General features: G+C 72.7%; 28 protein-coding genes. 6 read left to right on the top strand and 22 right to left on the bottom strand.

The features are described from left to right. Positions 1–57: 57 nt before the first annotated feature. The 9 genes from FIV44_RS20005 to FIV44_RS19965 form a co-directional block, all read right to left on the bottom strand. Positions 58–1,392 (bottom strand): DUF445 domain-containing protein, encoded by a 1,335-nt coding sequence (locus FIV44_RS20005; RefSeq protein WP_246086509.1) that lies wholly within the window; start codon positions 1,390–1,392, stop codon positions 58–60. Between the two features lie 147 nt (positions 1,393–1,539). Continuing rightward, positions 1,540–1,977 carry a heat shock protein transcriptional repressor HspR gene (locus FIV44_RS20000; RefSeq protein WP_141005984.1) on the bottom strand — a complete coding sequence of 146 codons (438 nt, stop codon included), beginning with the start codon at positions 1,975–1,977 and terminating at the stop codon, positions 1,540–1,542. After that, on the bottom strand, positions 1,977–3,170 hold the full coding sequence (gene dnaJ, locus FIV44_RS19995) for a molecular chaperone DnaJ (protein WP_141005983.1): 1,194 nt from the start codon (positions 3,168–3,170) through the stop codon (positions 1,977–1,979). Before dnaJ ends, FIV44_RS20000 begins: the two co-directional genes overlap by 1 nt. 33 nt (positions 3,171–3,203) lie before the next feature. Further along, entirely contained in the window at positions 3,204–3,791 is a 588-nt protein-coding gene (gene grpE, locus FIV44_RS19990; RefSeq protein WP_141005982.1) for a nucleotide exchange factor GrpE, read from the bottom strand. After that, positions 3,788–5,647: a molecular chaperone DnaK gene (gene dnaK / locus FIV44_RS19985; RefSeq protein ID WP_141005981.1), complete on the bottom strand. Its 1,860-nt coding sequence runs from the start codon at positions 5,645–5,647 to the stop codon at positions 3,788–3,790. The genes grpE and dnaK overlap by 4 nt, the downstream gene beginning before the upstream one ends. 361 nt (positions 5,648–6,008) lie before the next feature. Next, positions 6,009–6,617, bottom strand: a complete 609-nt coding sequence (locus FIV44_RS19980; protein ID WP_141005980.1) for a hypothetical protein — start codon at positions 6,615–6,617, stop codon at positions 6,009–6,011. 57 nt (positions 6,618–6,674) lie between these two features. Continuing rightward, on the bottom strand, positions 6,675–6,929 hold the full coding sequence (locus FIV44_RS30675) for a helix-turn-helix domain-containing protein (RefSeq protein WP_181410703.1): 255 nt from the start codon (positions 6,927–6,929) through the stop codon (positions 6,675–6,677). 40 nt (positions 6,930–6,969) lie between these two features. Beyond that, entirely contained in the window at positions 6,970–7,416 is a 447-nt protein-coding gene (locus FIV44_RS19970; protein WP_141005978.1) for a nuclear transport factor 2 family protein, read from the bottom strand. Between the two features lie 28 nt (positions 7,417–7,444). Beyond that, the gene (locus FIV44_RS19965; protein ID WP_141005977.1) at positions 7,445–7,933 is read right to left on the bottom strand and encodes a nitroreductase family deazaflavin-dependent oxidoreductase; all 489 of its coding nucleotides are present in this window, start codon (positions 7,931–7,933) and stop codon (positions 7,445–7,447) included. Between the two features lie 45 nt (positions 7,934–7,978). Here FIV44_RS19965 and FIV44_RS19960 point away from each other — a divergent pair, with 45 nt between their 5' ends. Next, on the top strand, positions 7,979–8,872 hold the full coding sequence (locus tag FIV44_RS19960; protein WP_141005976.1) for a TIGR03619 family F420-dependent LLM class oxidoreductase: 894 nt from the start codon (positions 7,979–7,981) through the stop codon (positions 8,870–8,872). After that, positions 8,872–10,041 carry a hypothetical protein gene (locus FIV44_RS19955; RefSeq protein WP_141005975.1) on the top strand — a complete coding sequence of 390 codons (1,170 nt, stop codon included), beginning with the start codon at positions 8,872–8,874 and terminating at the stop codon, positions 10,039–10,041. Before FIV44_RS19960 ends, FIV44_RS19955 begins: the two co-directional genes overlap by 1 nt. Positions 10,042–10,213: 172 nt before the next feature. On the opposite strand, the gene FIV44_RS31515 is transcribed toward FIV44_RS19955, so the two are convergent. The 11 genes from FIV44_RS31515 to FIV44_RS19910 form a co-directional block, all read right to left on the bottom strand. Continuing rightward, positions 10,214–10,498, bottom strand: a complete 285-nt coding sequence (locus tag FIV44_RS31515) for an alpha/beta fold hydrolase (protein WP_219996100.1) — start codon at positions 10,496–10,498, stop codon at positions 10,214–10,216. Continuing rightward, on the bottom strand, positions 10,486–11,049 hold the full coding sequence (locus FIV44_RS19950; protein WP_219996099.1) for an alpha/beta fold hydrolase: 564 nt from the start codon (positions 11,047–11,049) through the stop codon (positions 10,486–10,488). The genes FIV44_RS31515 and FIV44_RS19950 overlap by 13 nt, the downstream gene beginning before the upstream one ends. 14 nt (positions 11,050–11,063) lie before the next feature. Continuing rightward, positions 11,064–12,209 (bottom strand): ABC transporter substrate-binding protein, encoded by a 1,146-nt coding sequence (locus tag FIV44_RS19945; RefSeq protein ID WP_219996098.1) that lies wholly within the window; start codon positions 12,207–12,209, stop codon positions 11,064–11,066. 8 nt (positions 12,210–12,217) lie between these two features. Next, positions 12,218–12,643 (bottom strand): ABC transporter substrate-binding protein, encoded by a 426-nt coding sequence (locus tag FIV44_RS33305; RefSeq protein WP_219996097.1) that lies wholly within the window; start codon positions 12,641–12,643, stop codon positions 12,218–12,220. Between the two features lie 34 nt (positions 12,644–12,677). Continuing rightward, positions 12,678–13,472 carry an ATP-binding cassette domain-containing protein gene (locus FIV44_RS19940; RefSeq protein ID WP_141005974.1) on the bottom strand — a complete coding sequence of 265 codons (795 nt, stop codon included), beginning with the start codon at positions 13,470–13,472 and terminating at the stop codon, positions 12,678–12,680. After that, positions 13,456–14,631, bottom strand: a complete 1,176-nt coding sequence (locus FIV44_RS19935) for an ABC transporter ATP-binding protein (protein WP_141005973.1) — start codon at positions 14,629–14,631, stop codon at positions 13,456–13,458. Before FIV44_RS19935 ends, FIV44_RS19940 begins: the two co-directional genes overlap by 17 nt. Further along, positions 14,553–15,437 (bottom strand): ABC transporter permease, encoded by an 885-nt coding sequence (locus tag FIV44_RS19930; RefSeq protein ID WP_141005972.1) that lies wholly within the window; start codon positions 15,435–15,437, stop codon positions 14,553–14,555. Before FIV44_RS19930 ends, FIV44_RS19935 begins: the two co-directional genes overlap by 79 nt. Then, positions 15,434–16,378, bottom strand: coding sequence for an ABC transporter permease (locus tag FIV44_RS19925; RefSeq protein WP_141005971.1), 945 nt, complete (start codon positions 16,376–16,378; stop codon positions 15,434–15,436). The genes FIV44_RS19930 and FIV44_RS19925 overlap by 4 nt, the downstream gene beginning before the upstream one ends. 153 nt (positions 16,379–16,531) lie before the next feature. Beyond that, complete coding sequence (locus FIV44_RS19920) at positions 16,532–17,596, bottom strand: extracellular catalytic domain type 1 short-chain-length polyhydroxyalkanoate depolymerase (RefSeq protein WP_141005970.1); 1,065 nt, start codon at positions 17,594–17,596, stop codon at positions 16,532–16,534. Beyond that, on the bottom strand, positions 17,593–18,993 hold the full coding sequence (locus tag FIV44_RS19915) for an FAD-binding oxidoreductase (protein ID WP_141005969.1): 1,401 nt from the start codon (positions 18,991–18,993) through the stop codon (positions 17,593–17,595). The genes FIV44_RS19920 and FIV44_RS19915 overlap by 4 nt, the downstream gene beginning before the upstream one ends. A gap of 48 nt (positions 18,994–19,041) precedes the next feature. Further along, entirely contained in the window at positions 19,042–20,961 is a 1,920-nt protein-coding gene (locus FIV44_RS19910) for a helix-turn-helix domain-containing protein (RefSeq protein WP_141005968.1), read from the bottom strand. A 113-nt stretch (positions 20,962–21,074) separates the two neighbouring features. Between FIV44_RS19910 and FIV44_RS19905 the strand changes: the two genes are divergently transcribed. Continuing rightward, entirely contained in the window at positions 21,075–22,013 is a 939-nt protein-coding gene (locus FIV44_RS19905) for a PfkB family carbohydrate kinase (protein WP_141005967.1), read from the top strand. 118 nt (positions 22,014–22,131) lie between these two features. Further along, positions 22,132–22,275, top strand: coding sequence for an SRPBCC family protein (locus FIV44_RS19900; protein ID WP_219996096.1), 144 nt, complete (start codon positions 22,132–22,134; stop codon positions 22,273–22,275). Between the two features lie 65 nt (positions 22,276–22,340). Here the strand turns inward: FIV44_RS19900 and FIV44_RS19895 are convergent, their stop codons facing one another. After that, on the bottom strand, positions 22,341–23,189 hold the full coding sequence (locus FIV44_RS19895) for an aldo/keto reductase (RefSeq protein WP_219996095.1): 849 nt from the start codon (positions 23,187–23,189) through the stop codon (positions 22,341–22,343). A gap of 82 nt (positions 23,190–23,271) precedes the next feature. Here FIV44_RS19895 and FIV44_RS19890 point away from each other — a divergent pair, with 82 nt between their 5' ends. Beyond that, complete coding sequence (locus FIV44_RS19890; RefSeq protein ID WP_141005965.1) at positions 23,272–24,069, top strand: SDR family oxidoreductase; 798 nt, start codon at positions 23,272–23,274, stop codon at positions 24,067–24,069. Next, positions 24,059–25,222 carry a sulfotransferase family protein gene (locus tag FIV44_RS19885; protein ID WP_141005964.1) on the top strand — a complete coding sequence of 388 codons (1,164 nt, stop codon included), beginning with the start codon at positions 24,059–24,061 and terminating at the stop codon, positions 25,220–25,222. The genes FIV44_RS19890 and FIV44_RS19885 overlap by 11 nt, the downstream gene beginning before the upstream one ends. A 13-nt stretch (positions 25,223–25,235) precedes the next feature. On the opposite strand, the gene FIV44_RS19880 is transcribed toward FIV44_RS19885, so the two are convergent. Beyond that, positions 25,236–25,595, bottom strand: coding sequence for a VOC family protein (locus tag FIV44_RS19880; protein ID WP_141005963.1), 360 nt, complete (start codon positions 25,593–25,595; stop codon positions 25,236–25,238). Positions 25,596–25,643: the final 48 nt, after the last annotated feature.

The raw sequence follows: 25,643 nt of genomic DNA, 5'->3' as shown, positions 1-25,643 counted from the left end.
AGGTCACGGCGGGAACCCAGGTCCGGACCGGGGGTGGGTCCAGCAAGCACCGACTGGTCATGATGGTGGGAACCCGGGGATCCAACCCCAATTGAAGATGCCCAGGTGGATGAACCCGCCGGCGGCCCCCATGATCGCGCCGTGGGCGTAGAGCATCCACTCGTCCTCCTTGATCGCCGAGCGCATCATCTCGACGAAGTCGCGCGGCGGCAGCTCCTTGGTGCGCCGGGCGATGAGCACCCGGATCTTCTCCGACTGCTGGCGGCTGAAGTCGGCGTCGCGGAACGGCGTGATGGTGCGGCCGACCGCCTCCTGCGCGAAGGAGTCCTTGATGCTGTCGTACCGCCGCCCGCCCATCGCGACGTTGACCGCGCCGCGCAGCGGGCCGGCGGCCTTGTCGATCGCGGGCCGCATCGCGGTGGCGATCATCTGCCGGGTGCGATCGCCGCGCGGGCCGTCCATGAGGAAGTCGCCGATCCGCTCGAGCGTGATCACGTCGTCGGCGATGATCCGGGCGTAGACCTCGGCGCACTCGTCCTGGCGGCGCAGGAACAGGCCCTGCACCTTGATGCCGAGGATCCGCCGCTCCTCCGGCGGGTCGAAGATCAGCCACATGCCGAGCAGGTTGGTGGTCCAGCCGACGACGATGCCGAGCAGCGGCAGCAACCACCAGATGTGCCAGGTCTGGTCGACGATCGCGACCGGGATGCCCAGCAGGAAGCCGAAGATGAAGCCGAAGGCGACCATCAGGTTGAGCTCGCGCTGGCCGACGTCCTTGAAGACCTTGACCACCAGCTCGGGGTTCTTCCGGAAGTGGTCGATGACCATGATCTTCGGGTCGAGCAGCTGGTTGATGTGGACGCCGATCTCGTCGGTGATCGTCTTGACCACGCCCGGCAGCTGGGCCTGGACCCGGTCGATGACGGCCTGGCGCACCGGGCGCGGCAGGTCCCGCCACAGCCGCGGGTGCTCGCGCATCATCACGTCGTCGACGAGCGCCGGGAGGTCGGGGCGGAAGACCGCGACGATGTGCTCGGCGATCTGGTCGGGCTCGAGCTGGGCGTAGAACTCGGCCGGCGTACCGAGCTTGGCGATCACCTTGTCGACGGCGATGCTGCCCATCTTGGCGGCGCGCGCGGGCACGATCCCCTGCCAGCCGAGGCCGCCCTCCATCCAGCCGGGCACCTCCTGCAGCTTGCGCGGCAGCACGCCGGCCACCTCGCGCAGGCCGGGGATCCGGAAGCCGTGGAAGTCGATCGGCTTGAAGAGCATCCACAGCCCGGACCAGTTGATCAGCCAGCCGATGATCCCGGTGAAGAAGGGGATCGACACGAAGGCGAACCAGTCGACGTGGTCGGCCCAGTCCCTGAGCCAGTCCAGCACTGCGTCCACGCGCACCTCTCGTCCCGTGAGTCTCGCCGGCGTGCCCCCATGCACCCGGACAGACCCGACGGGTGGAGGTTAACGCCTGTTGTGGCGAACGGCACAGGGATCTCAGGTCACGGTGTCGCACCAACCTGCGCCGACCCCACCGCGGTGTCAGGGGTTGCGGCGCCAGACGACGACGGACTGGCCGACGGTCGTGCCGGGGAGGGCGGGGAGGTTGCTGCGCGGGAGACTCGGGCGCGTGGAGGTGGCCTGGCGGAGCGCCTCGCGGGTGGCGTCCAGCTCCGCGACCAGCTCGGCGTTGCGGGACCGCAGCGCGGCCACGGCGTTCTCGAGGTCGAGGATCCGCTTGACGCCCTCGATGCCGATGCCGGCGGCGGTGAGCTGGGCGATCTCGCGCAGCCGCTCGATGTCGCGGTAGGAGTACCGCCGGCCGCCGCCGCCCGTGCGGCCGGGCGTGATCAGCCCGACCCGCTCGTAGGTCCGCAGCGTCTGCGGGTGCAGGCCGCTGAGCTGGGCCGCCACGCTGATGACGTAGACGGCGTCCTCCTCGCCCGGAGGCCCCTGCGGCGGTCGGGCGGCGGCGGCCATCAGCCGGCGTCCTGGAACAGGCCCGACCGCAGCTGGGTGTCGGCGGTCGCGGCGGCGTACGCCTCCAGGGCCGCCCTGGCGTCGGCGTCGAGGGTGCTGGGCACCTGCACCTCGACCGTCGCCAGTAGGTCGCCCCGCGAGCCGTCGGCCTTGGCGGCGCCCTTGCCCCGCACCCGGAAGGTGCGGCCGTTGGGCGTGCCGGCCGGGACCTTGAGGGTCACCGGCGCAGCGCCGAGCGTGGGGATCTTGATCTCGGCACCGAGCGCGAGCTCCGCGAACGAGACGGGTACGTCGACGGTGAGATGCTCGCCCTTGCGGCCGAACACGCGGTGCCCGGTGACCTTGACGGTGACGTAGAGGTCACCGGCGGGGCCGCCGTTCTCGCCCGGCGCGCCCTTGCCGCGCAGCCGGATCCGCTGCCCGTCCTTCACCCCGGCCGGGATCTTCGCCTGGATGGTCCGGGTGGACCGGCCCAGGCCCGAGCCGTGGCAGGTGGGGCAGGGGTCGTCGTACACGAGCTGGCGTCCGCCGCAGGTCGGGCACGTCTCGTTCATCGAGAACGCGCCGCCGACGGAGGCGGTGACGAAGCCGCTGCCGTCGCAGGTCGGGCACACGTGCGGCTGGGTGCCGGGCTTGCCGCCCGTCCCGTGGCAGGTCGCGCAGGCGCCGTCGGAGCTGACCCGCAGCGACACGGTCGCGCCCTCGAGCGCCTCGGTGAAGCCGATCGTGGCCGTCGTCTCCAGGTCGGCGCCGCGGGTGGCCCGGGCCCGGGCGCGGCCCCGGCCGCCCCCGCCGAACAGGTCGCCGAAGAGGTCGCCGAACCCGCCGCCCCCACCGCCCGCGCGGTCGCGGAGCAGGTCCTCGACGTTCACATTGCCGCCGAAGCCACCGCCGAAGCCGCCGGCACCGCCGCCGAAGCCGGCCCCCGCGGGGAACCCGCCGCGGCTGAACATCTCGCGGGCCTGGTCGTACTTCTTGCGCTTGTCGGCGTCCCCGAGGACGTCGTACGCCTCGGCCACCGCCTTGAACCGGTCGTGCTTGGCGGTGTCGTCGGGGTGCGAGTCGGGGTGGTTGGCGCGCGCGAGCTTGCGGTACGCCTTCTTGATCTCGTCCTGCGTCGCCGACTTCGCGACCCCGAGCTCCTTGTAGAAGTCCTTGGTCGCCCAGTCGGACCGGATCCCGTCGTCACTCATCTCGCACGCACCTCCCTTCGTTCATGTCTGTCGTCAAGCCGGGTCGACCACCAGCACCTGCGCTGCGCGGACCACCCGGTCGCCGATCTTGTAGCCGGCCTTCGCGACCACCTTGCACGTCGTCACCTCGACCTCGGCGTCGGTGCCGATGTGCGAGAGCGCCTCGTGGATGGTCGGGTCGAACGCGTCGCCCGGCTCGCCGAACTTCACCAGGCCGAGCCCGGCGACGACGCGCTCGAGCTGCTCGGCCACGGCCTTGAAGCCGCCCTCGAGCGGCTCGTGCTCGCGGGCCCGGTCGATGGTGTCGAGGACGTCGATGATCGGCGTGAGCGCGGCGTACGTCGCGTTCTCGCGGAGCAGCTCCCGGTCGCGGTCGACGCGGCGCTTGTAGTTGAGGAACTCCGCCTGCAGGCGCTGCAGGTCGAGGGTCCGCTCCTCCAGCTCCATCCTCGTGACGGCGAGCTCGTCGGCCTCGGGGGTCGCCTCCGCCTGCTCGGCCGCCGTGTCGGCGGGCTCCGACGCCGCGGGCGGCTCCGGTGCCTCGGACTGGTCCTGGCCCTCGGGCGAGGGAGCCGCAGTCTCCTGCGGCTCCCCCTCCGGGGTGAGGTTCTCCTCGGTCACTTGGCGTCGCCCTCGGGGTCCTCGTCGACGATCTCGGCCTCGACGACGTCGTCGTCCGACTCACCGGTCGCGCCGGTGGTGCCCCCCGCCGCGGCGGACTCGGCCTCGGCGGCGGCGTACATCGCGGCACCCATCTTCTGGCTGGACTCGCCCAGCTTGGAGATGGCGCCGGTGAGGTCCTCGGCGCTGGACTCCTGGTTCTCGAGCACGCCCTTGAGCGCCTCGAGGTCGGTGGTCACCTCCGCCTTGACGTCGTCCGGGATCTTGTCGCCGTTGTCGGCGAGGAACTTCTCGGTCGTGTAGACGAGCTGGTCGCCCTGGTTGCGGACCTCGACGGCCTCGCGACGCTTGGCGTCCTCCTCGGCGTACTGCTCGGCCTCCTTGACCATCCGGTCGATGTCGTCCTTGGACAGCGCGCTGCCGCCGGAGATGGTCATCGACTGCTCGCGGCCGGACGCCTGGTCCTTGGCGGAGACGTGGACGATGCCGTTGGCGTCGATGTCGAAGGTGACCTCGATCTTCGGTACGCCGCGCGGGGCCGGCGGGAGGCCGGTCAGCTCGAAGTTGCCGAGCGGCTGGTTCTGCGACCAGATGGCCCGCTCGCCCTGGGCGACCTTGATCTCCACCGACGGCTGGTTGTCGTCGGCGGTGGTGAAGATCTCCGAGCGCTTGGTCGGGATCGTGGTGTTGCGCTCGATGAGCGTGGTGAACACGCCGCCCTTGGTCTCGATGCCGAGGCTGAGCGGGGTGACGTCGAGGAGCAACACGTCCTTGACCTCACCGGCGAGGACACCGGCCTGCAGGGCCGCGCCGACGGCGACGACCTCGTCCGGGTTGACGCCCTTGTTGGGCTCCTTGCCGCCGAGCAGCTCCTTGACGAGCTCGGTCACCGCGGGCATCCGGGTCGAGCCGCCGACGAGGACCACGTGGTCGATGTCGGCGACCTTGACGCCGGCGTCCTTGAGGACGTTCTGGAAGGGCGCCTTGGTGCGCTCGAGCAGGCTCGCGGTGAGCCGCTGGAACTCCGCGCGGGTGAGCCGCTCCTCGAAGTGCAGCGGGCCGTTCTCGCCGTGGGTGATGTAGGGCAGGTGGATCGTGGTGTCGCTCGAGGAGGACAGCTCGATCTTCGCCTTCTCCGCGGCCTCCTGGAGGCGCTGGGCGGCGATCTTGTCGGCGGAGAGGTCGACGCCGTTGGCGTCCTTGAACTTCTTGACCATCCACTCGACGATCGCGTTGTCCCAGTCGTCGCCACCGAGGTGGTTGTCGCCGCTGGTGGCCTTCACCTCGACGACGCCCTCGCCGATCTCCAGCAGGGACACGTCGAACGTGCCGCCACCGAGGTCGTAGACGAGGATGGTCTGGTCGTCGCCCTTGTCGAGGCCGTACGCCAGCGCGGCCGCGGTGGGCTCGTTGACGATCCGGTCGACCGTGAGGCCCGCGATCTCGCCGGCCTCCTTGGTGGCCTGGCGCTGCGCGTCGGAGAAGTACGCCGGGACCGTGATCACCGCGTTGGTGACGGTCTCGCCGAGGTAGGCCTCCGCGTCGCGCTTCAGCTTCTGCAGGATGAACGCCGAGATCTGCTGCGGCGTGAAGTCCTTGTCCACCGGGTCGCCGATGTGGGTGGTCCAGTCGGTGCCCATGTGGCGCTTGACCGACCGGATGGTGCGGTCGACGTTGGTGACCGCCTGGCGCTTCGCGACCTCGCCGACGAGCACCTCACCGCTCTTCGCGAAGGCGACGACGGACGGCGTGGTCCGCGCTCCCTCCGCGTTGGCGATGACCGTGGGCTCGCCGCCCTCGAGGACCGCGACGACGCTGTTCGTCGTACCGAGGTCGATGCCGACAGCTCGTGCCATGTGTGTTTCCTCCGTGAGTTCAGATGTGGATGCAAGTTAGTTGAGCCGGATGGACTCAAGTCTGACACAGGCTGCAACGGCGGCCCGCGCCGGGTTGTTCCCGACGGGGCGAGGAGATCTCCGGGGCCGGGGGCCGGTGGCGGCGCGTGGCGGCGCGTGGCGGCGCGTGGCGGCGCGTGGCGGCGCGCGCTGTAACACGTTGTTTGCCGGTGTACCCGCCGCGCGCCTGCTCTAGCAGCCCTGCACAGACCGGGCCGACCGACGTCATGGGGCTGCTAGAGCAGCGATCAACGTGTTACAGCGAGCCCGAGCCACGCCCCGGAAACCCCGGACGCGTCCCCGGCCGACTCCATCAGATCAGTCAGCCGACGGTGACGCTGATCTCGTTGCTCACGGTGCCGCTGTCGCGGTCGACCACACGGAACCGGTTGACCCCGCTGACGCCGGTGAAGATGTAGCTGGAGAAGGTGCCGTTGGTGACGCCGACGCTGGCGGGGAAGTCGGCCCAGTCGCCGTTCTCGAAGCGCTGCACCCACAAGATCGCGCCCTCGCCGCCCGGGTAGACGCCGCTGAAGTAGATCCGCTCGCCGCTGGCGACCGCGGTGGCGAGCGCCTGCAGCGAGATCTCGCCGGACGCCGCGGACTCGCTGGTGGTCTCCGACGTCGGCTCGTCCTCGGGGATGTCGGTCTCGGTGGTGTCGGTGGTGGCCGGCTCGTCGGTGTCCTCGGTGTGGAGGGTGACCAGCGGGCCGGTCTCCTCGTCGGTCTCCACGGGCGTCGGCAGGTACATCGACTGCCGGACCGTGGACCGTGCCGAGGAGTCGCCGTCGTCGCTGCCGAGCCCGAGCACCTTCGTGCCGACCAGGGCCACCACGCCCAGGATCAGGCCGACACCCAGCGCCACCGCGACCAGCGCCACCAGCCCGTTGAGCACGGGACGTTCGGAGGGGGACTGCCGCTGGTCGCTCACCCGCCCATTGTCCGTGTCCCCTGGTCGGCAGCCAAACACGCGGGCCACCGGCGGGACTCAGAAGCAGCCCGGGCTCAGTCCGGTCGCCGCCCGGAACGCGGCGCCGTACGACGCCGGCGACCGGTAGCCGACGGCGCTCGCCACCCCGGCGAGCGGGCGCCCCCGGGCGATCTCGTACGTCGACCGGTGCAGCCGGACCCGCGCCCGGAGCGCGACGAACGAGAGGCCGACGTCGCCCTGGACGAGCCGGGTGAGCGAGCGCGGGCTGCGCGCGAGGGCGTCGTCAGCGTCGGCGGGGTGTACCTCCAGCACCTGCTCGTGCGGGAGGCGCGACGCCAGTGAGCGGGACCGCTCAGAAGCCGCGGGTCCAGACGACCTGCTCGTGCAGCCTCCGGGAGCGCCAGCCGTCCGCCGTCCGCACGAAGGTGTGCCGATACAGGCCGCCGACCTCGACCACCCGCTCACCGCCCTTGCCGTCTGGCCGATCGAATGAGGACAGCCGCATCGGGTTGTGGAAGTACGCCGTCACGGCGGCCTCGTCGTGGGAGTCGGCGAAGTCGAAGGCGATCTGCCCGACCGTGTGCAGCCGGTGGGCGGAGAACCCCGGCAGCACCTCGGCGAGCCAGGCCTTGACGACCGGGTAGCTGTCGACGACGCCGCCGCTCTCGGTGTAGTCGATGTGGGCGTCGGGGGTGAAGACGGTGTCGAGGCGGTCGAAGTCGCCCTCGTCGACGGCGAGGGTGTAGCGGGTGATCGCGTCGGCGATCTCGGCGCGGTCGATCAGCTCCTGCAGGTCCACGGGGTTGCTCCTAGCCGGTTCAGCGGGGTCAGCGGGGCTCGAGGACGACGACGGGGATCTCGCGGTCGGTCCAGGACTGGTAGCTCTCGAAGTCGGCGTACAGCTCGACCAGGCGCGGCCACAGCGCGGCCCGCTCCTCCGGTCCGGCCACCCGGGCGCGCACGGCTCGGCTCCGCTCCGCCGGTACGGCGACGGTCGTGTCCGGGTGCGCGACCAGGTTGTGGAACCACTGCGGGTGCTTCGGCAGCCCGCCCTGGGAGGCGACGATCACCAGGTCCGCGCCGTCGCGCAGGTAGAGCAGCGGGGTGGTGAACCGCCTGCCGCTCCTCCGGCCGACGTGGTCGAGGAGCAGCACCGGGACGGGCTTGCGCCAGCCCGCTCCGATCCGCCATGTCGCGCCGATCCGGCCGTTGGTGAGCCGGTAGACCGCGACGTTCGCCTTCGCGCCGTACTTCATGATCGTGCCGACGATCGGCCTGTCGAGGCCGTCGGGACGCTCCTTGGGCAGTGCCGCCATGGGATGACTCTGGCAGAAATCTAGAACAGGTTCTAGTGTGGCGGCATGCGTTTCTCCTTCGCCGAGGGCATGACCCACGCCGACTACTACGCCCCGCTCGCCCAGGCCTGCGAGGCCGCGGGCTACACCTCGATGACGATCGCGGACAGCCTCATCTACCCGCAGGAGTCCGACTCGAAGTACCCCTACACCGACACCGGGGACCGCGAGTTCCTGCTCGGCAAGGAGTTCATCGAGACGTTCATCCTGTGCGCGCACCTGTTCGCGGTGACCTCGACGCTGCGCCTGACGCCGTTCGTGCTCAAGCTGCCGATCCGGCCGCCGGTGCTCGTGGCCAAGCAGGCCTCCTCGCTGGCGTTCCTGTCCGGCAACCGGCTCGGCCTCGGCGTCGGGCTCTCGCCGTGGCCCGAGGACTTCGCGGCGCTCGGCGTCCCGTGGGAGCGGCGCGGCAAGCGGATGGACGAGTGCATGGACATCCTCCGCGGCCTGACCCAGCCCGGCGACGAGCCCACCTTCTTCGGCTACAGCGGCGAGTTCTACGACATCGAGCCGCTCCAGCAGTGCCCCGCCCCGACCGAGAGGATCCCGCTGCTCGTGGGCGGCCACTCCGACGCGGCGCTGCGGCGCGCCGTACGCAAGGGCGACGGGTGGATGCACGCCGGCGGCGACGGCGAGGAGCTCGACCGCCTGCTGACCCGCCTCGCCGAGATCCGCGCCGAGGAGGGCGACACCCGCGGGCCGGACGAGTTCGAGGTCCACGTCATCTCGTACGACGCCTACACGGTCGACGGCGTGAAGCGACTCGAGGACAAGGGCGTCACCGACTGCATCGTCGGCTTCCGGGTGCCCTACATCAAAGGCCCGGACACCGAGCCGCTCGAGACGAAGGTCAAGCACCTCGAGCAGTACGCCGAGAGCATCATCGCCGAGGTCGCCTGATGAGCGCGTCGCTCGGGCTGACCGGCCCGCTGCAGGCGGCGATCGCGGAGGCCGAGGAGCTGATCGCCAACGCCCCGTTCATCCGGATCGAGGCGGACCGGCTCGAGGGCTACGACTACCTCGCCGGCCGGATCCGGATGGCGCTGCAGACCGCCTTCGACTACGACCTCGAGCAGCCGCTCTTCATCAACCCGACGCACCAGTTCTCGCGGCAGGGCCTCGACAACCCCGACGCCGTCTACTTCCACGCCTACCTGCGCGAGGGCGTCTCGTATGTCATCAAGGGGCGGCGGGGCACGTCGGCGGACCTGTCCTTCCAGGTGATGGGCGGGACGTACTCCGCCGACTCGGCCGCCACGTCCCTCATGGCGTTCGACGACCGCGAGCTGTCGATCGACGACGACGGCGGCTTCTCCTTCGCGTACACCGCCGAGCCGGGCGCGAAGACCCTGATCGTGCGCGAGGTCTTCAACGACTGGGACACCGAGACCCGCGGGACCCTGACCATCGAGCGGGTCGACACCGTGGGGCGGGCTCGGCGTCCGCTGAGCGAGGAGGTGCTGCGGAAGAGGTACGAGGTCGCCGCCCGGTCGCTGGTCGGCTCGATCCAGACCTGGTTCGCCTTCCCCCACTTCTTCCAGTACCAGGAGCCGGCCAACACCCTCACCGTCCCCGCCTCCACCCCCGGCGGCCTGTCCTCGCAGTTCTCCTCCATCGGCCACTACGAGCTGGCCGAGGACGAGGCCATGATCGTGAGCGTTCCGCGCTGTGACGACTGCACCTACCAGGCGATCCAGATCGGCTCCGACTGGTACGCCTCCACCGACTACGAGACCCACCAGACCTCGCTCACCAAGGCCCAGGCCTCGGCCGACGACGACGGCGTGATGCGCTTCGTCATCTCCGAGCGGCCGCCCGCACTCCTCGACGGCGCGCCCGCTCCCGCCGCGAACTGGCTGGAGACCACCGGCCACCGCACCGGCCCGATCATGCTGCGCTGGCAGCAGCTGTCGCGCGCGCTGACCGCCGAGGACGGGCCCTCCGTCGACGTCGTCCCGGTCGCCGAGGTGGCCAAGCGGCTTCCGGGCCTGGTGGGGCTCTCGGCGGAGCAGTACGCCGAGCGGATCGCCGCACGGCAGCGCGCGGTCGCGCGGCGGATGATCTCGTAGCGCGGTCGTCCGCTCCGGCGCTCCGCTCAGCTTGGATCCGTGGATGGGCGCCGTAGCGAGCCCATCCACGGATCCAAGCTCAGATCTCGCGGAGCGCCCGGTAACGGTCGGCGAGCACCCGCCGGGCGACGGGGAGACAGACGCGTCCGCGCACCGGCGGGTGCGCCCCGGGTCATCGCACGACGTCCTCGAGGAACGCGAGCAGCGCCGCGTTGAACTCCTCCGGTCGGTCGAGGTTCGCGGCGTGCCCGCAGTCGTCGAGGACGACCGCCCTGCCCCGGGTGGTCGAGGCGGCGGTGATCTCGGCGTGCTCGGCCGGCCAGTACTGGCTGTCGGCGCCCGCGACCATGAGGACGGGTACGTCGGCGCGCGCGACGACGTCGCGCCAGTCCTGCAGCGCGTGGTCCTGCAGCAGCGGGAGGGTGACCGGGTGCAGGCCGGGCATCAGCGCGGCCATGGCCTCCTGCGGGTCGCCGCCCACGCGCCGGGCCAGCACGGCGAGGGTCGCGAGCGTCCGCTCGGGCCCGGCGCCGCGGCCGGTCGCCGGTATCTCCGCCGAGAAGTAGGTGCCGGCGTTCGTGCGGTCGTAGCCGTAGAAGCCGTGCTCCCAGCCGTCCCGTTGAGCATGCGCGGCGTCTGGTCGACGCTCACGACGGCGCGGATCCGGTCGGTGCCGTGCAGGTCGAGGCACGCCCACACCGTGCTCGCGCCCTGCGAGCCGCCGACGACCACGGCGTCGTCGATCGCCAGCTGGGTCAGCGCCTCGTGGAGGTCCTGCCCGTGCCGGCCCATCCGCTGCCCGTAGGCGGGGAAGTCCGACAGCCCGTGGTTGCGGCGGTCCAGGCAGACGACCCGGTGACCGGCGGCGGCGAGCGCGTCGACCTGCAGCTGCCAGGTGAATGCGGAGGCCATGAAGCCCGCGACGAGCACGACCGTCGTTCCCGTCGTGCCCGGGCCCGTGTCGGTGTGGTGCAGCCGGACGCCGTCGGAGGTGCGAACCGTGGTCATGTGGGTGCTTTCTCTCAGGAGGCGGGCGTCCAGGACAGCACGTCGAGCGCGCCGGCATTGCCCACGTCGCCGAAGCTCCCGATGCCACGGGCGAAGGCGTACGCCGGGGTCTGGACCAGCGGGACGAACCACGCCTGCTCCACGACGGCGCGGTTGAGCGCGACGGCAGCGGCCGGGACCTCCTCCTCCGGCGCCGCGGCCATGGCCTCGAACGCGCCGATCACCTCCTCCCCCTTGCTGGCGAACGGGTTGAGCGGCGACGCCGGCGAGGCGAAGTTCTGCAGCGCGTTGGTGAACATGTTGGTGCCGGCGTTGAAGAACACGGCGGCGTACTCCTTGGTCGCCATGTCGGCGATCAGCTGGTTGAGGTCGGCGCCGATGCTCTTCAGCCTCACCGTGACGCCCACCTCCTCCAGCTGGGACGCGACGGCCTGGGCGAGCGTGTCGGTCTGGAACAGGCTCATGGACAGTGCGTCGATCTCGAAGCCGTCGGCGTAGCCGGCCTCGGCCAGCAGCTCGCGGGCCAGGTCCGGGTCGTAGGCGTACGTCTCGTCCAGCGCCTCGTCGTGTCCGTCGGTGCCCACCGGCGCGATCTGCGCCGTGGGGGTGAAGTCGCCGCCCAGCGCGGCGGCGATCGCCTTCCGGTCGACGGCGTGGTTGAGGGCACGGCGCACCCGGACGTCGCCGAGCGCCTCGGTCAGCTCGCCGGCGCGGTCCATGAGGAACAGGGCCTGCACGAAGCCGGGGCCCTCGGCGATGTCGACGCCGCCGGCCTTGCGCGCCTGGCTCACGATGTCGCCCTGGGAGTTCATGTCGACCTGGATCTGGCCGCTCTTGAGGGCCTGCAGGGCCGCGTTGGCGTCCGGGAGGACCCGCACGACGACCTTCTCCCAGTGGATCGCGTCCGGGTTCCAGTAGTTGTCGTTGGGCACGAAGGTGTAGTGGTCGCCGTCCACGGTCTGCGCGGTGTCGAGGACGTAGGCACCCGCTCCGTGCGTCTCGGTCGTGAGCTTCGAGGGATCCGCCAGTCCCGCCGGGCTGATGACATTGCCCCAGTTGGACGACTGGCTGAACACGACCGGGAGGATCGGGTTCGGCGCGTTCAGCGTGACCGCCACCGTCTGCTCGTCGGTGGCCTTCGCCGACTCGACGCCGGTCATGAAGTGGCTCAGGGGCCGGGGTTGGCGATGTAGTGGTTGATCGTGGCTGCCACGGACTCGGCCGTCACGGGGGTGCCGTCGGCGAATTCGGCGTCGGTGCGGATCTTCATCTCGAAGGCCTTGTTGCCCTCGCCGACGTAGCCCCACTCGGTGGCCAGCCCGGGGCTGAGGCTGCCGTCGCTGTTGAGCCGGATGAGCGGCTCGTAGGAGAGCCACTGCACGATGTTCTGTCCGCCGTTGCCGTTCTTGCCGGGGTCGAGGCTCTGCGGCTTCAGGGGCAGGGCGATGGTGAGCGTCCCGTCCGAGCCTGCCCCGGAGGACGCGGAGCCGCCGCAGGCGGCCAGGCCGGTGGCGCCGACGACGGCCGCGATCAGGGCGCTGGCCACGCGCCGTCGCGAGCCGCGCGCACGACGGCGGGGGTGGTGCTGGGACATGACGGTCTCCTTGGATCGATGTGCTGGAACGGAGTCAGGCGATGCCGCGCGAGACACGCGGGTCGGCGATCGGGGCCGAGTCGAGGAGCGAGCGGGTGTAGGGATGGCCGGGTGCCGCGCAGACGGCGGCGGTGTCGCCGGTCTCGACGAGCTCGCCATGGCGCAGGACGGCGACGCGGTGGCACAGGTAGCGCACGACGGCGAGGTCGTGGGTGATGAACAGGTACGTCAGGGACAGCTCGTCCTGCAGCTCCACGAGCAGGTTGAGGACCTGGGCCTGGATCGAGAGGTCCAGGGCGCTCACGGCCTCGTCGCAGACGACCAGCTCCGGACGCGGGACCAGGGCCCGGGCGATGGCGATGCGCTGACGCTGTCCACCGGAGAAGGAGCCCGGATACCGGTCCGCGGCCGACGCCGGTACGCCGACCCGCTCGAGCATCGCGAGGCTGCGTGCGCGCGCCTCCTCCCGGCCGATGTCGGAGCGTGACACGAGGGTCTCGGCGACCGACTGGACGATGGTCCGCTGGGGGTTGAGGGCGAGGAAGGGGTTCTGGAAGACGACCTGCATCCGCTGGCTGAGCGCCCGGCGCTCCCGGCGGGAGGCGTGGGTGATGTCCCGGCCGTCGAAGCGCACGGCGCCGCCGGCGACCGGGACGAGGCCGAGCAGGGCGCGGCTGAGGGTGGTCTTGCCCGATCCCGACTCGCCGACCAGGCCGAGCGTCTCCCCCCGGCGTACCTCCAGGCTCACGCCGTCGAGCACCCGCCGGCCGCGTCCACGGCGGCCGCCGTAGACGACGGTGAGATCCTCCAGCTCAACGAGCGGCGACATCGACGACCTCCTCCTGCAGGGGCGGCAGCGGGACCGCGGCCGGGCCGACCGGGTGCAGGCAGCGCACCCGGCGCTCGTCGAGCTCGACGAGCGGGATGGCGCCGCTGCTGCAGTCCGGGCGCCGCCGCTCGCAGCGCTCGGCGAAGGCGCACCCGGCGGGCCGCGCGTCGGCGGGCGGCACCTGGCCGGGGATGGAGCGCAGTCGCCGGCGGAATCCGGCCTCGGCCGGGTTGGCCTCCATCAGCGCCCGCGTGTACGGATGCCGCGGCTGCTCGAACAGCGCGACGACGTCGCCCTGCTCGACCACGCCGCCGGCGTACATCACCACCGCGCGGTCGCACAGCTCGGCGACCACGCCCCAGTCGTGGGTGACGATGACGATCGCGAGGCCGTCGCTGTCGCGCAGGTCGCGCAGCAGCTGCAGGATCTCGGCCTGGACCGTGACGTCGAGCGCGGTCGTCGGCTCATCGGCGAGCAGCACCTGGGGGCGTCCGGCGAGCGCCCGGGCGATGGCCACCCGCTGCGCCATGCCGCCGGACAGCTCGTGCGGATGGGACGCGAGGACCCGCTCGGGGTCGGGCAGGCGGACGTGGTCGAGCAGCTCCCGGACCCGGCGGTCGACCTCCTGACGCGACCCGCCGTCGTGGTGCCGCACCAGCTCGCGCAGCTGGGCACGCACGGTGAAGGCGGGGTCGAGGCCGGCCACCGGCTCCTGCGGCACGAACGCGACGGCGCTGCCGCGCAGGGCGCGCATCCCACGGTCCGTGAGCGCCAGCGCGTCCCGGCCGCCGACCCGGAGCCGGGCGGCGCTCATCCGGAGACCGGGCGGCAGCAGCCGCAGCAGGGCGGAGAGGGTGAGGGTCTTGCCGCAGCCGGACTCGCCGACGACGCCCACGACCTCGCCGGGAGCGACGACCAGGTCGACCCCGTCGACGAGGGCCGTGTCACCGTGCAGGACCCGCAGGCCGCGCAGCTCGAGCGCCACCTCGCCCGCCGTGGTCTCGGGAGTCGCCTCCCGGCGTACGACGGGGGTGCGCAGCCGGCGCCAGGAGGCGGGCCCGGTCGCGCTCCGGTCGGCGCTCACGTCGCGCACCACGTCACCGAGCACGCCGAAGGCCAGCGCCGTCGCGACGATGATCCCGCCGCTCGGGACCAGCATCCAGGGCTGGTTGGCGATCGCCGCGGACGCGTCGGCGACCAGACCGCCCCAGCTGGGGGTCGGGGCTGGACGCCGAGCGCGAGGTAGTTGAGGCCCGACTCGACCAGGAGCGCGGAGCAGGCGAGGAGCGAGGCCTGGACGATGACCGGCGGCAGCACGCGGGGCAGGACATGCCGGAGCACGACCTGGGCGGGCCGCAGGCCGGCGACCTCGGCCGCCAGGACGTACTCGTCCCGCCGTACCGCCAGGGTCGCGGCGCGGACGATGCGGACCAGGCCGGCCGAGGCCAGCAGGCCGAACGTGACCATCGCCGCCGTCTCGTTGCGGCTGAAGATGGCGAGCACGACCAGGAGGGTGACCACGAGCGGGATCGCGAGGGCGATGTCGCAGGCCCGCATCACGATCCGGTCGACGAGACCGCCGCGGTAGCCCGCGACCAGGCCCACGAGCAGGCCGACGAGCACGAACACGACGACGGCCTGGGCGACCGCGGCCAGGGTGACCTGGCCGCCGTGCAGGATCCGGCTCAGGATGTCGCGGCCGAGCTGGTCGGCGCCGAGCAGGTGCTCGCCGCTGGGCAGTGCGTAGCTGGCGGGCAGGTCCTGCGCGAGCGGACCGTAGGGCGCGACCTGGTCGGCGAGGACGGCGCCGGCCGCGACCAGCAGGATCCAACCGGCGGCGAGGGCCCCGGCAGGGCGGCGCAGCACCCGCAGCCAGAGCCTGCCGCGGCGGCGGCGCGGTGCGGTCTGCGCCGGGGCGAGGCCGGCCCCGGGCGCGACGGCGGTGGTGGCGAGCTGCTCGGTCATCGGCCGGCCTCCATCCGCGGGCTCAGCCAGCCGTAGCCCACGTCGGTGACCAGGTTGGACGCCATCACCACCAGGGTGTACGTGGTGACCACCCCGACCAGGACGGGTAGATCGTGCTGCAGGGTCGCCGAGACGGCGAGCTGGCCGAGGCCGGGCAGGGCGAAGACCTGCTCGACCAGGATCGTGCCGCCCAGGAGGCCGATCATCACCAGGCCGACGACGGTGGTGACGGGGACGGCGGCGTTCTTGAGGCAGTGCTTCAGGAGGATCGCCCGGTCCGGCAGGCCGTTGGCGCGCAGGGCGCGGACGTACTCGGTGCCCATCGCGTCGAGCACCGCACCGCGGGTCTGCTTCGCGATCGTCGCCACGCCGGCGGTGGCGAGCGTCAGCACCGGAAGGGTGTAGGACCGCAGCCAGCCCAGCGGGTCCTCCGCGAAGGGCACGAACCCGGTGGCGGGGAACCAGCCGAGGCGGCTGGCGAAGACCAGGATGAGCAGCAGGCCGAGCCAGAAGGTCGGCACCGCCATCCCGAGCATCGCCAGGGCGTCGGTCACCCGGCCGGCGACACCGCCGCGGACCGCGCCGACGACCCCGATCGCGACCCCGAGCACCGCGGCGATCACGGTGGCGCCCACGATGAGGGTGAGCGTGACGCCGACCCGGCTCCGCAGGATCTCGACCACCGGCTCGTGGGTGAACAGCGAGTCGCCGAGGTCGCCCCGCGCGGCCGCCGCGAGCCAGCCGCCGTACTGGGCGGGGAGCGACCGGTCCAGCCCGAGCTGCTCGCGGACCTGGGCGTACGCCGCCGGGTCGGTGTTGGTGCCCAGGACGGTCCGGGCGGCGTCGCCGGGCGCCAGCGAGGCGAGCACGAACGTCAGCGCCGAGACGATGGCGAGCGAGGGGAGTGACCACAGCAGGCGGTGGAGCACGAGCTGGCGCACGGGCCTGCCTCCTTCGGCATGAGGACGGATGGGGCGTGACGACGGTCACGCGATGGTGTTCATCGGACCACGCAGGGCCGGCGCCGGGCATGGACGAAATCTCTGGACCTGGCAGCGGCCCGGGATGATTTCTCTAGGAAGTGGCGGACGGGCTCATCGGCACCGGCCGCCGAGCGCGGCGGGTGGACCGGCCGGTCCCGTCTGCTCCAGGAGGAAGCGGTAGGCGACCTCCCTCATGTCCGGACCCGCCGGATCCACGTCGAGGTCGAGCAGACCCTGCGGTCGGCCGCCGGAGTAGGCGTGCGCCAGGCCGTGGACCAGCCAGGTCTGGCCGAGGAGGCAGCCGTGGGCGTCGGCGTAGCTCTCCCGGTCGACGGTGCGCCCGCCCCACTGGAGCCGATCGCGCCGCACCGGGCTGCGCGGCACCGAGCCGTTCGCGCTCCGGTCGTCGGACCAGTCGTTGGTCACCAGCCACTGGTGCACGAGGGCGCGCTGCCCGGCGAGGACGGCGGGAACGTCGAGCGTCCCCCACGACACCAGGAACGGCATCCGCCGGGCCCGAGGCCCCATGGCGAGATAGGCCAGCGCGCCCGACTCGTCCGCGGACAGGGTGATGCCCGGGGTGAGGGTCCCGAGGAGGCAGTTCAGACCGCCGTACATGCAGCCCACCTCGGCGTGCAGCGCGTCGTACAGCTCCGGTCGCGTGGCGGCCACGACCACCGCCATGCCCGCTCCCGCGGAGATCCCGCTGACGAGCACCCGGCGGCCGTCGCCCTGCTCGGTCCGGACGGCCGCACGGGTGACGGCAGCGACCAGCGAGCCGACCGGATCGGCCCGCCCGTTGCGCGCGGCCCGCGACCAGTCCCAGATGCCGAGCAGTCCCGCGTCCGGCGGTGCCTGCGGGTAGACGGCGACGAAGCCCAGGCGATCGGCGAGCTCGTTCAGCCCCGACTTCCGGGCGGCCTCGCGCGCGTCCATGTTGCCGCCGTGGAGGTGGACGACGACCGGCGCGTCGCCGCGCAGCCGGGCTGGCCGGTAGGCGTACCAGGTCATGGTTCCGTCGGCCGTGGTGAGGGTCCGGGGTGTCATCTCGGGCGCGACGGCCGAGGACATCCCGGGGGCCGCCGGGGTCGCCGGAGCCGCCGGGGTCGCGGTCGGGACGAGCAGCGCCGTCGCGGCGGCCAGCACGACCGCGGCGAGCGAGGTCACGCCCCTCACCCGACACCCTCGATGGCGACGACCTTGCCGGGGTTGAGGATCAGCGCGGGGTCGAGGGCGCGCTTGATCGCGCGGTGCAGCCCGAGCACCTCGGGCGAGGCCTCGCGCTCGAGCCCCTCGCGCTTGAGCAGCCCGACGCCGTGCTCCCCCGTGACGGTGCCGCCGAGGCCGATCGCGGCGTCGAGGATGTCCTCGAAGGCGGCCTGGGCACGTACCCGCGCGGCGTCGTCGCCCGGCGGAGTGATGAGCAACGGGTGCAGGTTGCCGTCGCCGGCGTGGGCGATATTGGCGATCCGCACGTCGTGGTGCTCGGCGATCTTCTCGATCCGCGCCAGCATCTCGGGCACGTGGTCCTTCGGCACGCACACGTCCTCGGTCAGCACCGGGCCGAGGCGCTCGAGCGCGGGATAGGCGAGCCTGCGCGCCTCGAACAGCGCCTCGGCCTCCCCCGGGTCGGTGGACCGGTCCGCCCAGGTCGCGCCGGCGCCGGTGAAGCAGTCGACGATCCGGTCCGCCACCTGCTCCCCCGTCACGCCGGGCTCGTCCACACGGGCCAGCAGCACCGCCTCCGCGTCGACCGAGAGACCCATGTTCTTCCACGCGTCCACGGCCTCCAGGCAGTGCCGGTCGACCAGCTCCAGGGCCGCCGGCGTGATCCCGGCGGCGCCGACGGCGCGGACCGCGGCCCCGGCGTCGACGACCGACGCGAAGTGCCCGGCCACGGTGATCGCGGCGGGCGGCAGCGGCCGCAGCCGCACGGTGACCTCGGTGACGATCCCCAGCGTGCCCTCCGAGCCCACCATGAGACCGACCAGGTCGAAGCCGGCCACGCCCTTCGCCGTACGACGCCCCAGGCGGACCACCGCGCCGGTGCCCGTGACCACCTCCAGCGCCAGCACGTAGTCGCGGGTCACGCCGTACTTCACGCAGCACAGGCCGCCGGCGTTGGTGGCGACGTTGCCGCCGATCGTCGACCACGGCGAGCTCGCCGGGTCCGGCGGGTACCACAGGCCGTGGCCGGCGACGGCTGCCCGCAGGTCGTCGTTGACCACGCCGGGCTCGACGACGGCCAGCTGCTCCAGCGGGTTGATCTCCCGGATCGCCCGCATCGGCTCCAGCGACAGCACGACACCGCCCTCCACCGCGTTCGCGCCGCCGGACAGTCCGGTGCCCGCCCCCCGAGACACCACCGGCACCCGGTGGCGATGGCAGGCGGCGACGACGGCCTGGACGTCCGCCGTGCTCCGTGCCCGCACGACCGCCAACGGCACGCCGCACGGGGCCCACTCGGCATGGTCGCGGCTCAGCGCCTCGGTCGAGACCGGGTCGGTGACCACCTGCTCGGCGCCCACGGCGTCGACGATCTCTGCCAGCAGCGTGCTCCCGGGGGCGGTCATGCGCCCATCCGACCACCGGCCCGTCCGAGCTGGCGTCGGGCAGAATCTCTACGCTTGCCGGGTCGCCTCGGACGTTTCCTCCACCGGCGAGCGCGGATCGGCCGACGGCGAGGCGAGGACGGCGGCGAGCCGGCGCAGCTGCAGGGCCAGCTGCAGCTCGAGGACCCGATCCGGATCGCGCCAGTCGGGCCCGAGCACCTCCTCGATCCGCTCGAGCCGGTTGTAGAGCGTGTTGGCATGGACGTGCAGCTCCGCGCAGGTGCGGGCATGGTGCTGGGCCTGGCGGAGGTAGACGTCCACCGTGGTCACCAGATCGCGGCCGCGCAGCCGGTCCTGCGCCAGGAGCGCACCGAGGGTCGCGTCGACGAAGTCCGCGATCTGGCCGCGGCCGGCGCTGCTGAACAGGGAGCGGTAGACCCCCAGCTCCGCGGGCTGGGCCACGGCCTGCCCGCGCCCCAGCGCGAGCAGCAGGGTGGCGGTCTGGCGGGCGGCCTCGTACGCCGCGCGGACCTCGCCCACCCCACCGCCGCAGTCCGCGATGCCGATCGCCGCCGGCAGCGGATCTCCACCGAGCGCGACCACGCGCGCCCGGACCGCCGCGGCCTCGGTCCGCGGGACGAGGAGGACGATCTGCCCGGCGTGCTCGGCCGACCAGCCGCGCAGCTCCGAGGCGAGCCGGGCCGCGAGGGCCTCCGCGGGGCGATGGTCGCCGGCACCGGGGTCCAGGACCGCGACGCAGCGCAGCAGGTCCAGGTCGAGCCCGGCCGCCCGGGCCCGGCGCCGGATGCTGCCGGCGTCGACGTCGGGAGCCAGCAGGGCGTGCACGAGCTCGCCACGGGTGCGCAGCTCCGCCTCCGCCACGACCCGCTCCGACGAGATCACGAGCGCCACGGAGACGGCGCCGATCTCGAGCAGGCGCACCGTCTCGTCGTCGACCTCCGGCGAGCCCGGGACGAGCACGCAGCCGGCGTAGCCGCCGCGCAGCGCGACCACCGTGGCGGCGAGCTCGCCGTCGGTCGCGGGGCGCCGCACGGTGCGGGCGTCGGCGAACCACTCCGGCCGAGGGAGGTCCGCGGGCAGCACGAGACCCTCCTGAGGAGCGCCGAGCACCCGCCCGTCGTTGTCGAGGACGACGACCGGCGCACGCACCACCTCGCCGATGGCGGCGGCGACCTCGCTCACGCCGCCGCCGGCCAGCACGATCTCCGTGAGACGGTCGCGCAGGGCGGCAGCCCGCTGGCGGCGTACGTCGAGCTCGCGCAGGCTGGCGTTGGAGGAGCGCAGGTCGTCCAGGGCCTGCTGGTACCGGCCGAAGATCTGGGCGTTGCGCAGCGCGACGGCGGCATGGGCGGCCAGCCCGGCGAGCAGCTCGACCTCCTGCTCGAGGAAGCGGCGGCTGCGGCGCTCGGCGGCCAGCAGCACGCCGATGGTCTCGCCGCCGACCTGCAGGGGCACGCCGAGGATGCCCTCGAGCTGCTCGCTGCGCGCGGCCCGCTCCAACGACTCGCCGCGGGCGAGCCGCTCGTCCGCGAGATAGGACTCGCTCCACATCGGGCGCCCGGTGCTGACCACCTGGCCGCCCAGGCCCTGGCCCTCGCTCAGGACCTGCCCGCGCAGCGCGGATCCCATCGAGCCGTCGGCGCTCTCGATCCGCAGCGAGCCGTCGTCGTGCCGGACCATGATGTAGGCGACGTCGACGCCGAGCAGCTGGCGCGAGCGCGCGACGACCTCCTGCAACACGGCGCTGGTGTCGTGCAGCGAGGCCAGCCTGCGGGCGAGGTCGTTGAGCGCCGCGAGGTTGCGCGCCTGCAGCCGGCGCTCGGCGAGCCTGCTGTGCAGGGTCTCCGCGAGCGCGGCCTCCGCCTCGGTGCCCGCGCGCTCCGGGCCGTGTGCGCCTCGCGGAGGACGCGGTCCCGATGCGCGCGCAGGTCCTCGACGGTGGCGTCCTCGACGAGCAGCGACAGCCACGTCTCCCCGGGGCCGTCGGCCGTCCCGGCGACGTGCTCGCCCGACTCGCTCATCCGGTCATCGTAGGAGGACGGCGACAGCACCCGTCCCGCCGATGCGATAGACATGCCGCCATGCAGCAGGTTGCGCTCGTGGCCGGGGAGTCGCTCGTCGACGTCGTACGCAGTCGCGACGGATCGGTGAGCACGCGCGCCGGGGGCAGCGCGGCCAATGTCGCCGTCGCCCTGGCCCGCCTGGACCGGCCGGTCCGGTTCGCGACCAGCTTCGCCGCCGACGACGCGGGGGCGCTGGTGGCGGATCACCTGCGGTCCGCCGGGGTCGTGCTCGCGGGCGATCCGCACGTCGTCGACCGCACCTCGGTGGCCCGGGCGTCGATCGGCGAGGACGGTGCGGCGGCGTACGAGTTCGCCATCGACTGGCGACTCGCCGAGGACCCCGCGGCCCTCGCGGCACCCGAGGGCGGGGCCGTGGTCGTCGTGCACGCCTGCTCCTACAGCGCGGTGCTGCCGCCGGGCGCGGAGCAGGTCGGGGCCGTCGTCCGGTCGCTGCGCGACACCGCGACGATCAGCTACGACGTCAACGCGCGGCCCGCGCTCACCGGCACCGGTCCCGACGTCGTCGCCCGCATCGAGCGTCTGGTCGCGCTGGCCGACGTCGTGAAGGCCTCGGACGAGGACCTGGCCGCGCTCTACCCCGGCGCGCCGGAGGCGGAGGCCGTGGCCCGGCTGCTCGCATCGGGTCCCGCCGCCGTCGTCGTCACGCGCGGGGCCGACGGCGCCACCGCCGTCACCCGCGGCGGCGTCGTCGACGTCCCCGCGGTCGATCGCGGCCTCGCCGACACCATCGGCGCCGGCGACACCTTCTCCGCCGCGATCCTCGATGCCCTGTGGGAGCGCGACCTCCTCGGCGCCGGCGCCCGGCGCGCACTGCACGCCCTCGCACCGGACGGCTGGCGGGAGGTCCTCCGCCACGCCGCCGCGGCCGCCGCCGTCACCGTCTCGCGGCCCGGCGCCGACCCGCCGTACCGCAGCGAGCTCACCGCCTCACGCTGAGGGCTCTCCACAGGCCGGGGCCGCCGGGCAGCGAGATGTCGCAGGTCCGGACGATGCTGGCCCGTGTCTCGGATCGGTCGAGCTCATCGACGATCCGGCGTTCGCGGGCACGATGACGATGACGTGGTCGGTCGCGCCCGACGGCGGCGGCACGCGCGTGGAGTTCCGCGCCGACGACGTCCCCACCGGGGTCTCCGCCGAGGCCCACGCCGCGGGGCTCGCGGCCTCGCTCGCGAACCTCGCGGGCCACGTCGAGCGCTGAGCGGGGCGCAGGCGCGGTCTCGGGCCGACCTCGAGCTCGCACCCGGTGCCGGCCACCGGCTCCGCTCAGCTCGGGATCCAGTCGAAGGTGTCCGGGTTCGGGCCCTGGCGACCGGCCTCGCCCTTGTCCAGCGCGGCGAGGGCGGCCACCTCGTCGGCGGCGAGCGCGAAGTCGAAGACCTCGACGTTCTCCGCCAGCCGGGCCTTGCTCAGCGACTTGGGGAAGACGATGTCGCCACGGTCGATGGCCCAGCGCAGGAGCACCTGGGCCGGCGTCTTGCCGTGGCGCTCGGCGAGCGCGGTCACGGCCGGGTCGGTCAGCTCGCCGCCGCCCTGCCCGAGCGGGGACCAGGCCTGGACGTGGGAGCCGTGGCCGGAGGTCGCGGCACGGACGGCGTCGTTGGCGAAGTAGGGGTGCGCCTCGACCTGGTTGACGGCGGGGACGACGCCGGTCGCGGCGACGATCCGGTCGAGGTGGTCGGGCTGGAAGTTGGAGACGCCGACGGAGGTGGTCAGGCCGGCCTCGCGCAGCTCGAGGAGGGCCTCCCAGGTCGAGACGAAGTCGCCGTCGTACTGCGTCGGCAGCGGCCAGTGGATGAGGAAGAGGTCGACCTTCTCCAGGCCGAGCTTGTCGAGCGATACCCGCAGCGAGTCCTTCGCCTGGGCGGGGTCGTGGCGGTTGTTGTTGAGCTTGGTGGTGACGTAGAGGTCCTCGCGGGCGAGGCCGGAGCGGGCGATCGCGGCGCCGACCCCCTCCTCGTTGCCGTACATCTGGGCGGTGTCGACGTGGCGGTAGCCGAGCTCGAACGCATCGGACACGACGCGCTCGGTCTCGCCGGCCGGCACCTGCCAGACGCCGAGGCCGAACTGCGGGATGGAGGTCTGGTCGTTGAGGGTGATCGAAGGAGTGGTCACGACCAGGTGCAACCGATCGGCGCGTCGACTATTCCGGCTCCGCCCCTCGACCAGAACTGAAACACGTTCTACTCTGTCCGCCATGGTGGATCTGCTGACCGACAAGGTCGTCGTGCTCTCCGGTGTCGGGCCGGGCCTCGGACGCTCGCTGGGCGAGGAGGCGGCGCGGATGGGTGCCGACCTGGTGCTCGCCAGCCGCACCCCGAAGCGGCTCGAGAAGATGGCCGAGGTGGTCCGGGCGCACGGGCGCCGGGCGCTCGTCGTACCGACCGACATCACCGACGAGGACCAGCGCAAGCAGCTGGTCGAGGCGGCACTCGACGAGTTCGGCAAGGTGGACTGCCTGATCAACAACGCCTTCGGCATCCCGCCGATGGACCCGATCAGCACGCTCGACCTCGACGGACTGCGCACCGCCAACGAGACCAACGTCTTCGCGCCCCTGCGGCTCTCGGCGCTCTTCGCCGACGCCCTCGCGCAGACCGACGACGAGCCGGGCGGCTCGATCATCATGGTCAACTCGTGCGTGGTCTACAGCAGCCAGCCGGAGTACAGCGGCTACAAGCTGTCCAAGGGCACGCTCAAGCACCTCGCCTCCTCGCTCGCGACCGAGCTCGGCCCGCGCGGCATCCGGGTCAACAGCGTCGCGCCGTCGTACATCTACGAGGACGTCAACAAGGCCTACTTCGACTGGCTCGCCAGCGAGTCCGGGCGCACCCACGAGGAGGTGTACGCCGAGAAGGCGGCGCCCACGGACCTCAAGCGGCTCGCCTCGCCCGAGGAGGTCGCCCGGGCGACCCTGTTCCTCGCGTCGGACCTGGCCTCCGCCGTCACCGGAGTCATGCTGAACGTCGACTGCGGCGAGTTCCATGTCGACTGAGGGCCCCCGCCAGCGCCCCGACGTCGGCATCTTCGAGGACATCTGCGCCGCGGCGACCCGCACCACCGGCCTGACCGACTTCGGCTTCGCGGACGCGCCGGGCCACGAGGAGGCGTTCCGGATCCTGGTCGAGGACCTCGGCTCGCCGGAGGCCGGGCTGACCGGGGTCGGCAACTACTTCATGCGCTCGCAGGTCAAGAGCGCGCTGGTCGCGCGGCTGCTCACCCAGGCCCGGTTCGCCGAGTTCCCCGACCATGCGGCGGTGCGGATCGAGCGGCCGATCTTCGTGCTCGGCCTCCCCCGCACCGGCACGACGGCCCTGAGCCGGCTGCTCTGCGCGGACCCCGCCCACCAGGGCCTGGAGATGTGGCTGACCGAGTTCCCCCAGCCGCGCCCGCCGCGGGACACCTGGGAGGACGACCCGATCTTCACCGCCATGCAGGCGGCCTTCCGCGAGCACCACATCACCAACCCCGAGTTCATGGGCATCCACTACTCCGACGCGACCGAGCCCGAGGAGTGCTGGCGGGTGCTGCGCCAGACCGGCAAGTCGCTCGGCTTCGAGTCGCTGGCCCACGTGCCGGCGTACTCCCGCTGGCTGGCCACCCAGGGCTGGACCGACGCCTACGAGCGGCACCGGCGCAACCTGCAGCTGATCGGGCTCAACGACACCGACCGGCGGTGGGTGCTGAAGAACCCCTCGCACCTGATCGCGCTCGACGCGCTGCTGGAGGTCTACCCCGACGCGCTCGTCGTGATGACCCAGCGCGACCCGGTCACCTCCGTCGCGTCCGCCTGCTCGCTCTCCGCCGAGGCGACCGCCGGCCACTCGACCACCTTCGTCGGCGAGACGCTCGGCCGCGACCAACTGGGGCACCTGACCCGGCAGTGGCACGCGTTCTGGCAGGCCCGGGCCAAGTACGACGAGCGCCAGTTCTTCGACGTCGACTACCGCGCGTTCGTCCAGGACCCGGTGGGCACCGTCGGCGCGATCTACGACGCCTTCGGCCTCACCTGGAGCCCCGCGGCCCGACAGGCCGTCCGCCGGCTCGACGAGGAGTCGCGCAGCGGCCCGCGCCGCCCGGCGCACTCCTACGACCTGTCCGACTACGGCATCACCGAGGACGAGGTCCGGGAGTCCTTCACCCGCTGAGTCGCGCCGGCGCTCAGGCCTGGCAGAGGCAGAACGGATGCCCGGCGGGGTCGAGGAAGACCCGGAAGGACGTGCCCGGCTGGTGGGGGTGCTTCGTCGCGCCCAGGGCGAGGGTGGCGGCCTCCGCCTCGTCGAGGTCGTCGACGTCCACGTCGAGGTGCACCTGCTGGGGGACGTCCTGGCCGGGCCACTCCGGCGGGCGGTAGTCGCCGACCTGCTGGAGGTGGATGTGGTGGTCGCCCGAGGACACGGTGGCCCAGCTGCCGTCGGGATCGACCCGGGGCGGCCAGCCGAGGAGGGCGCCGTAGAACTCGGCGAGCGCCTTCGGGTCGGGGCAGTCGAGGACGAACTGGGGATTGCGTGCGATAGCCATGTCCCGACGCTAGGCGCGGCCACCGACACCGGCCCGCACGCTCGTGTC

Origin of the sequence: Nocardioides humi, from assembly GCF_006494775.1 — a bacterium.
In the GTDB taxonomy this organism is placed as follows: Bacteria; Actinomycetota; Actinomycetes; order Propionibacteriales; family Nocardioidaceae; genus Nocardioides; species Nocardioides humi.
The sequence above is the reverse complement of the archived record's forward strand: the minus strand, read 5'-3'. Positions and strand labels throughout refer to the sequence as shown.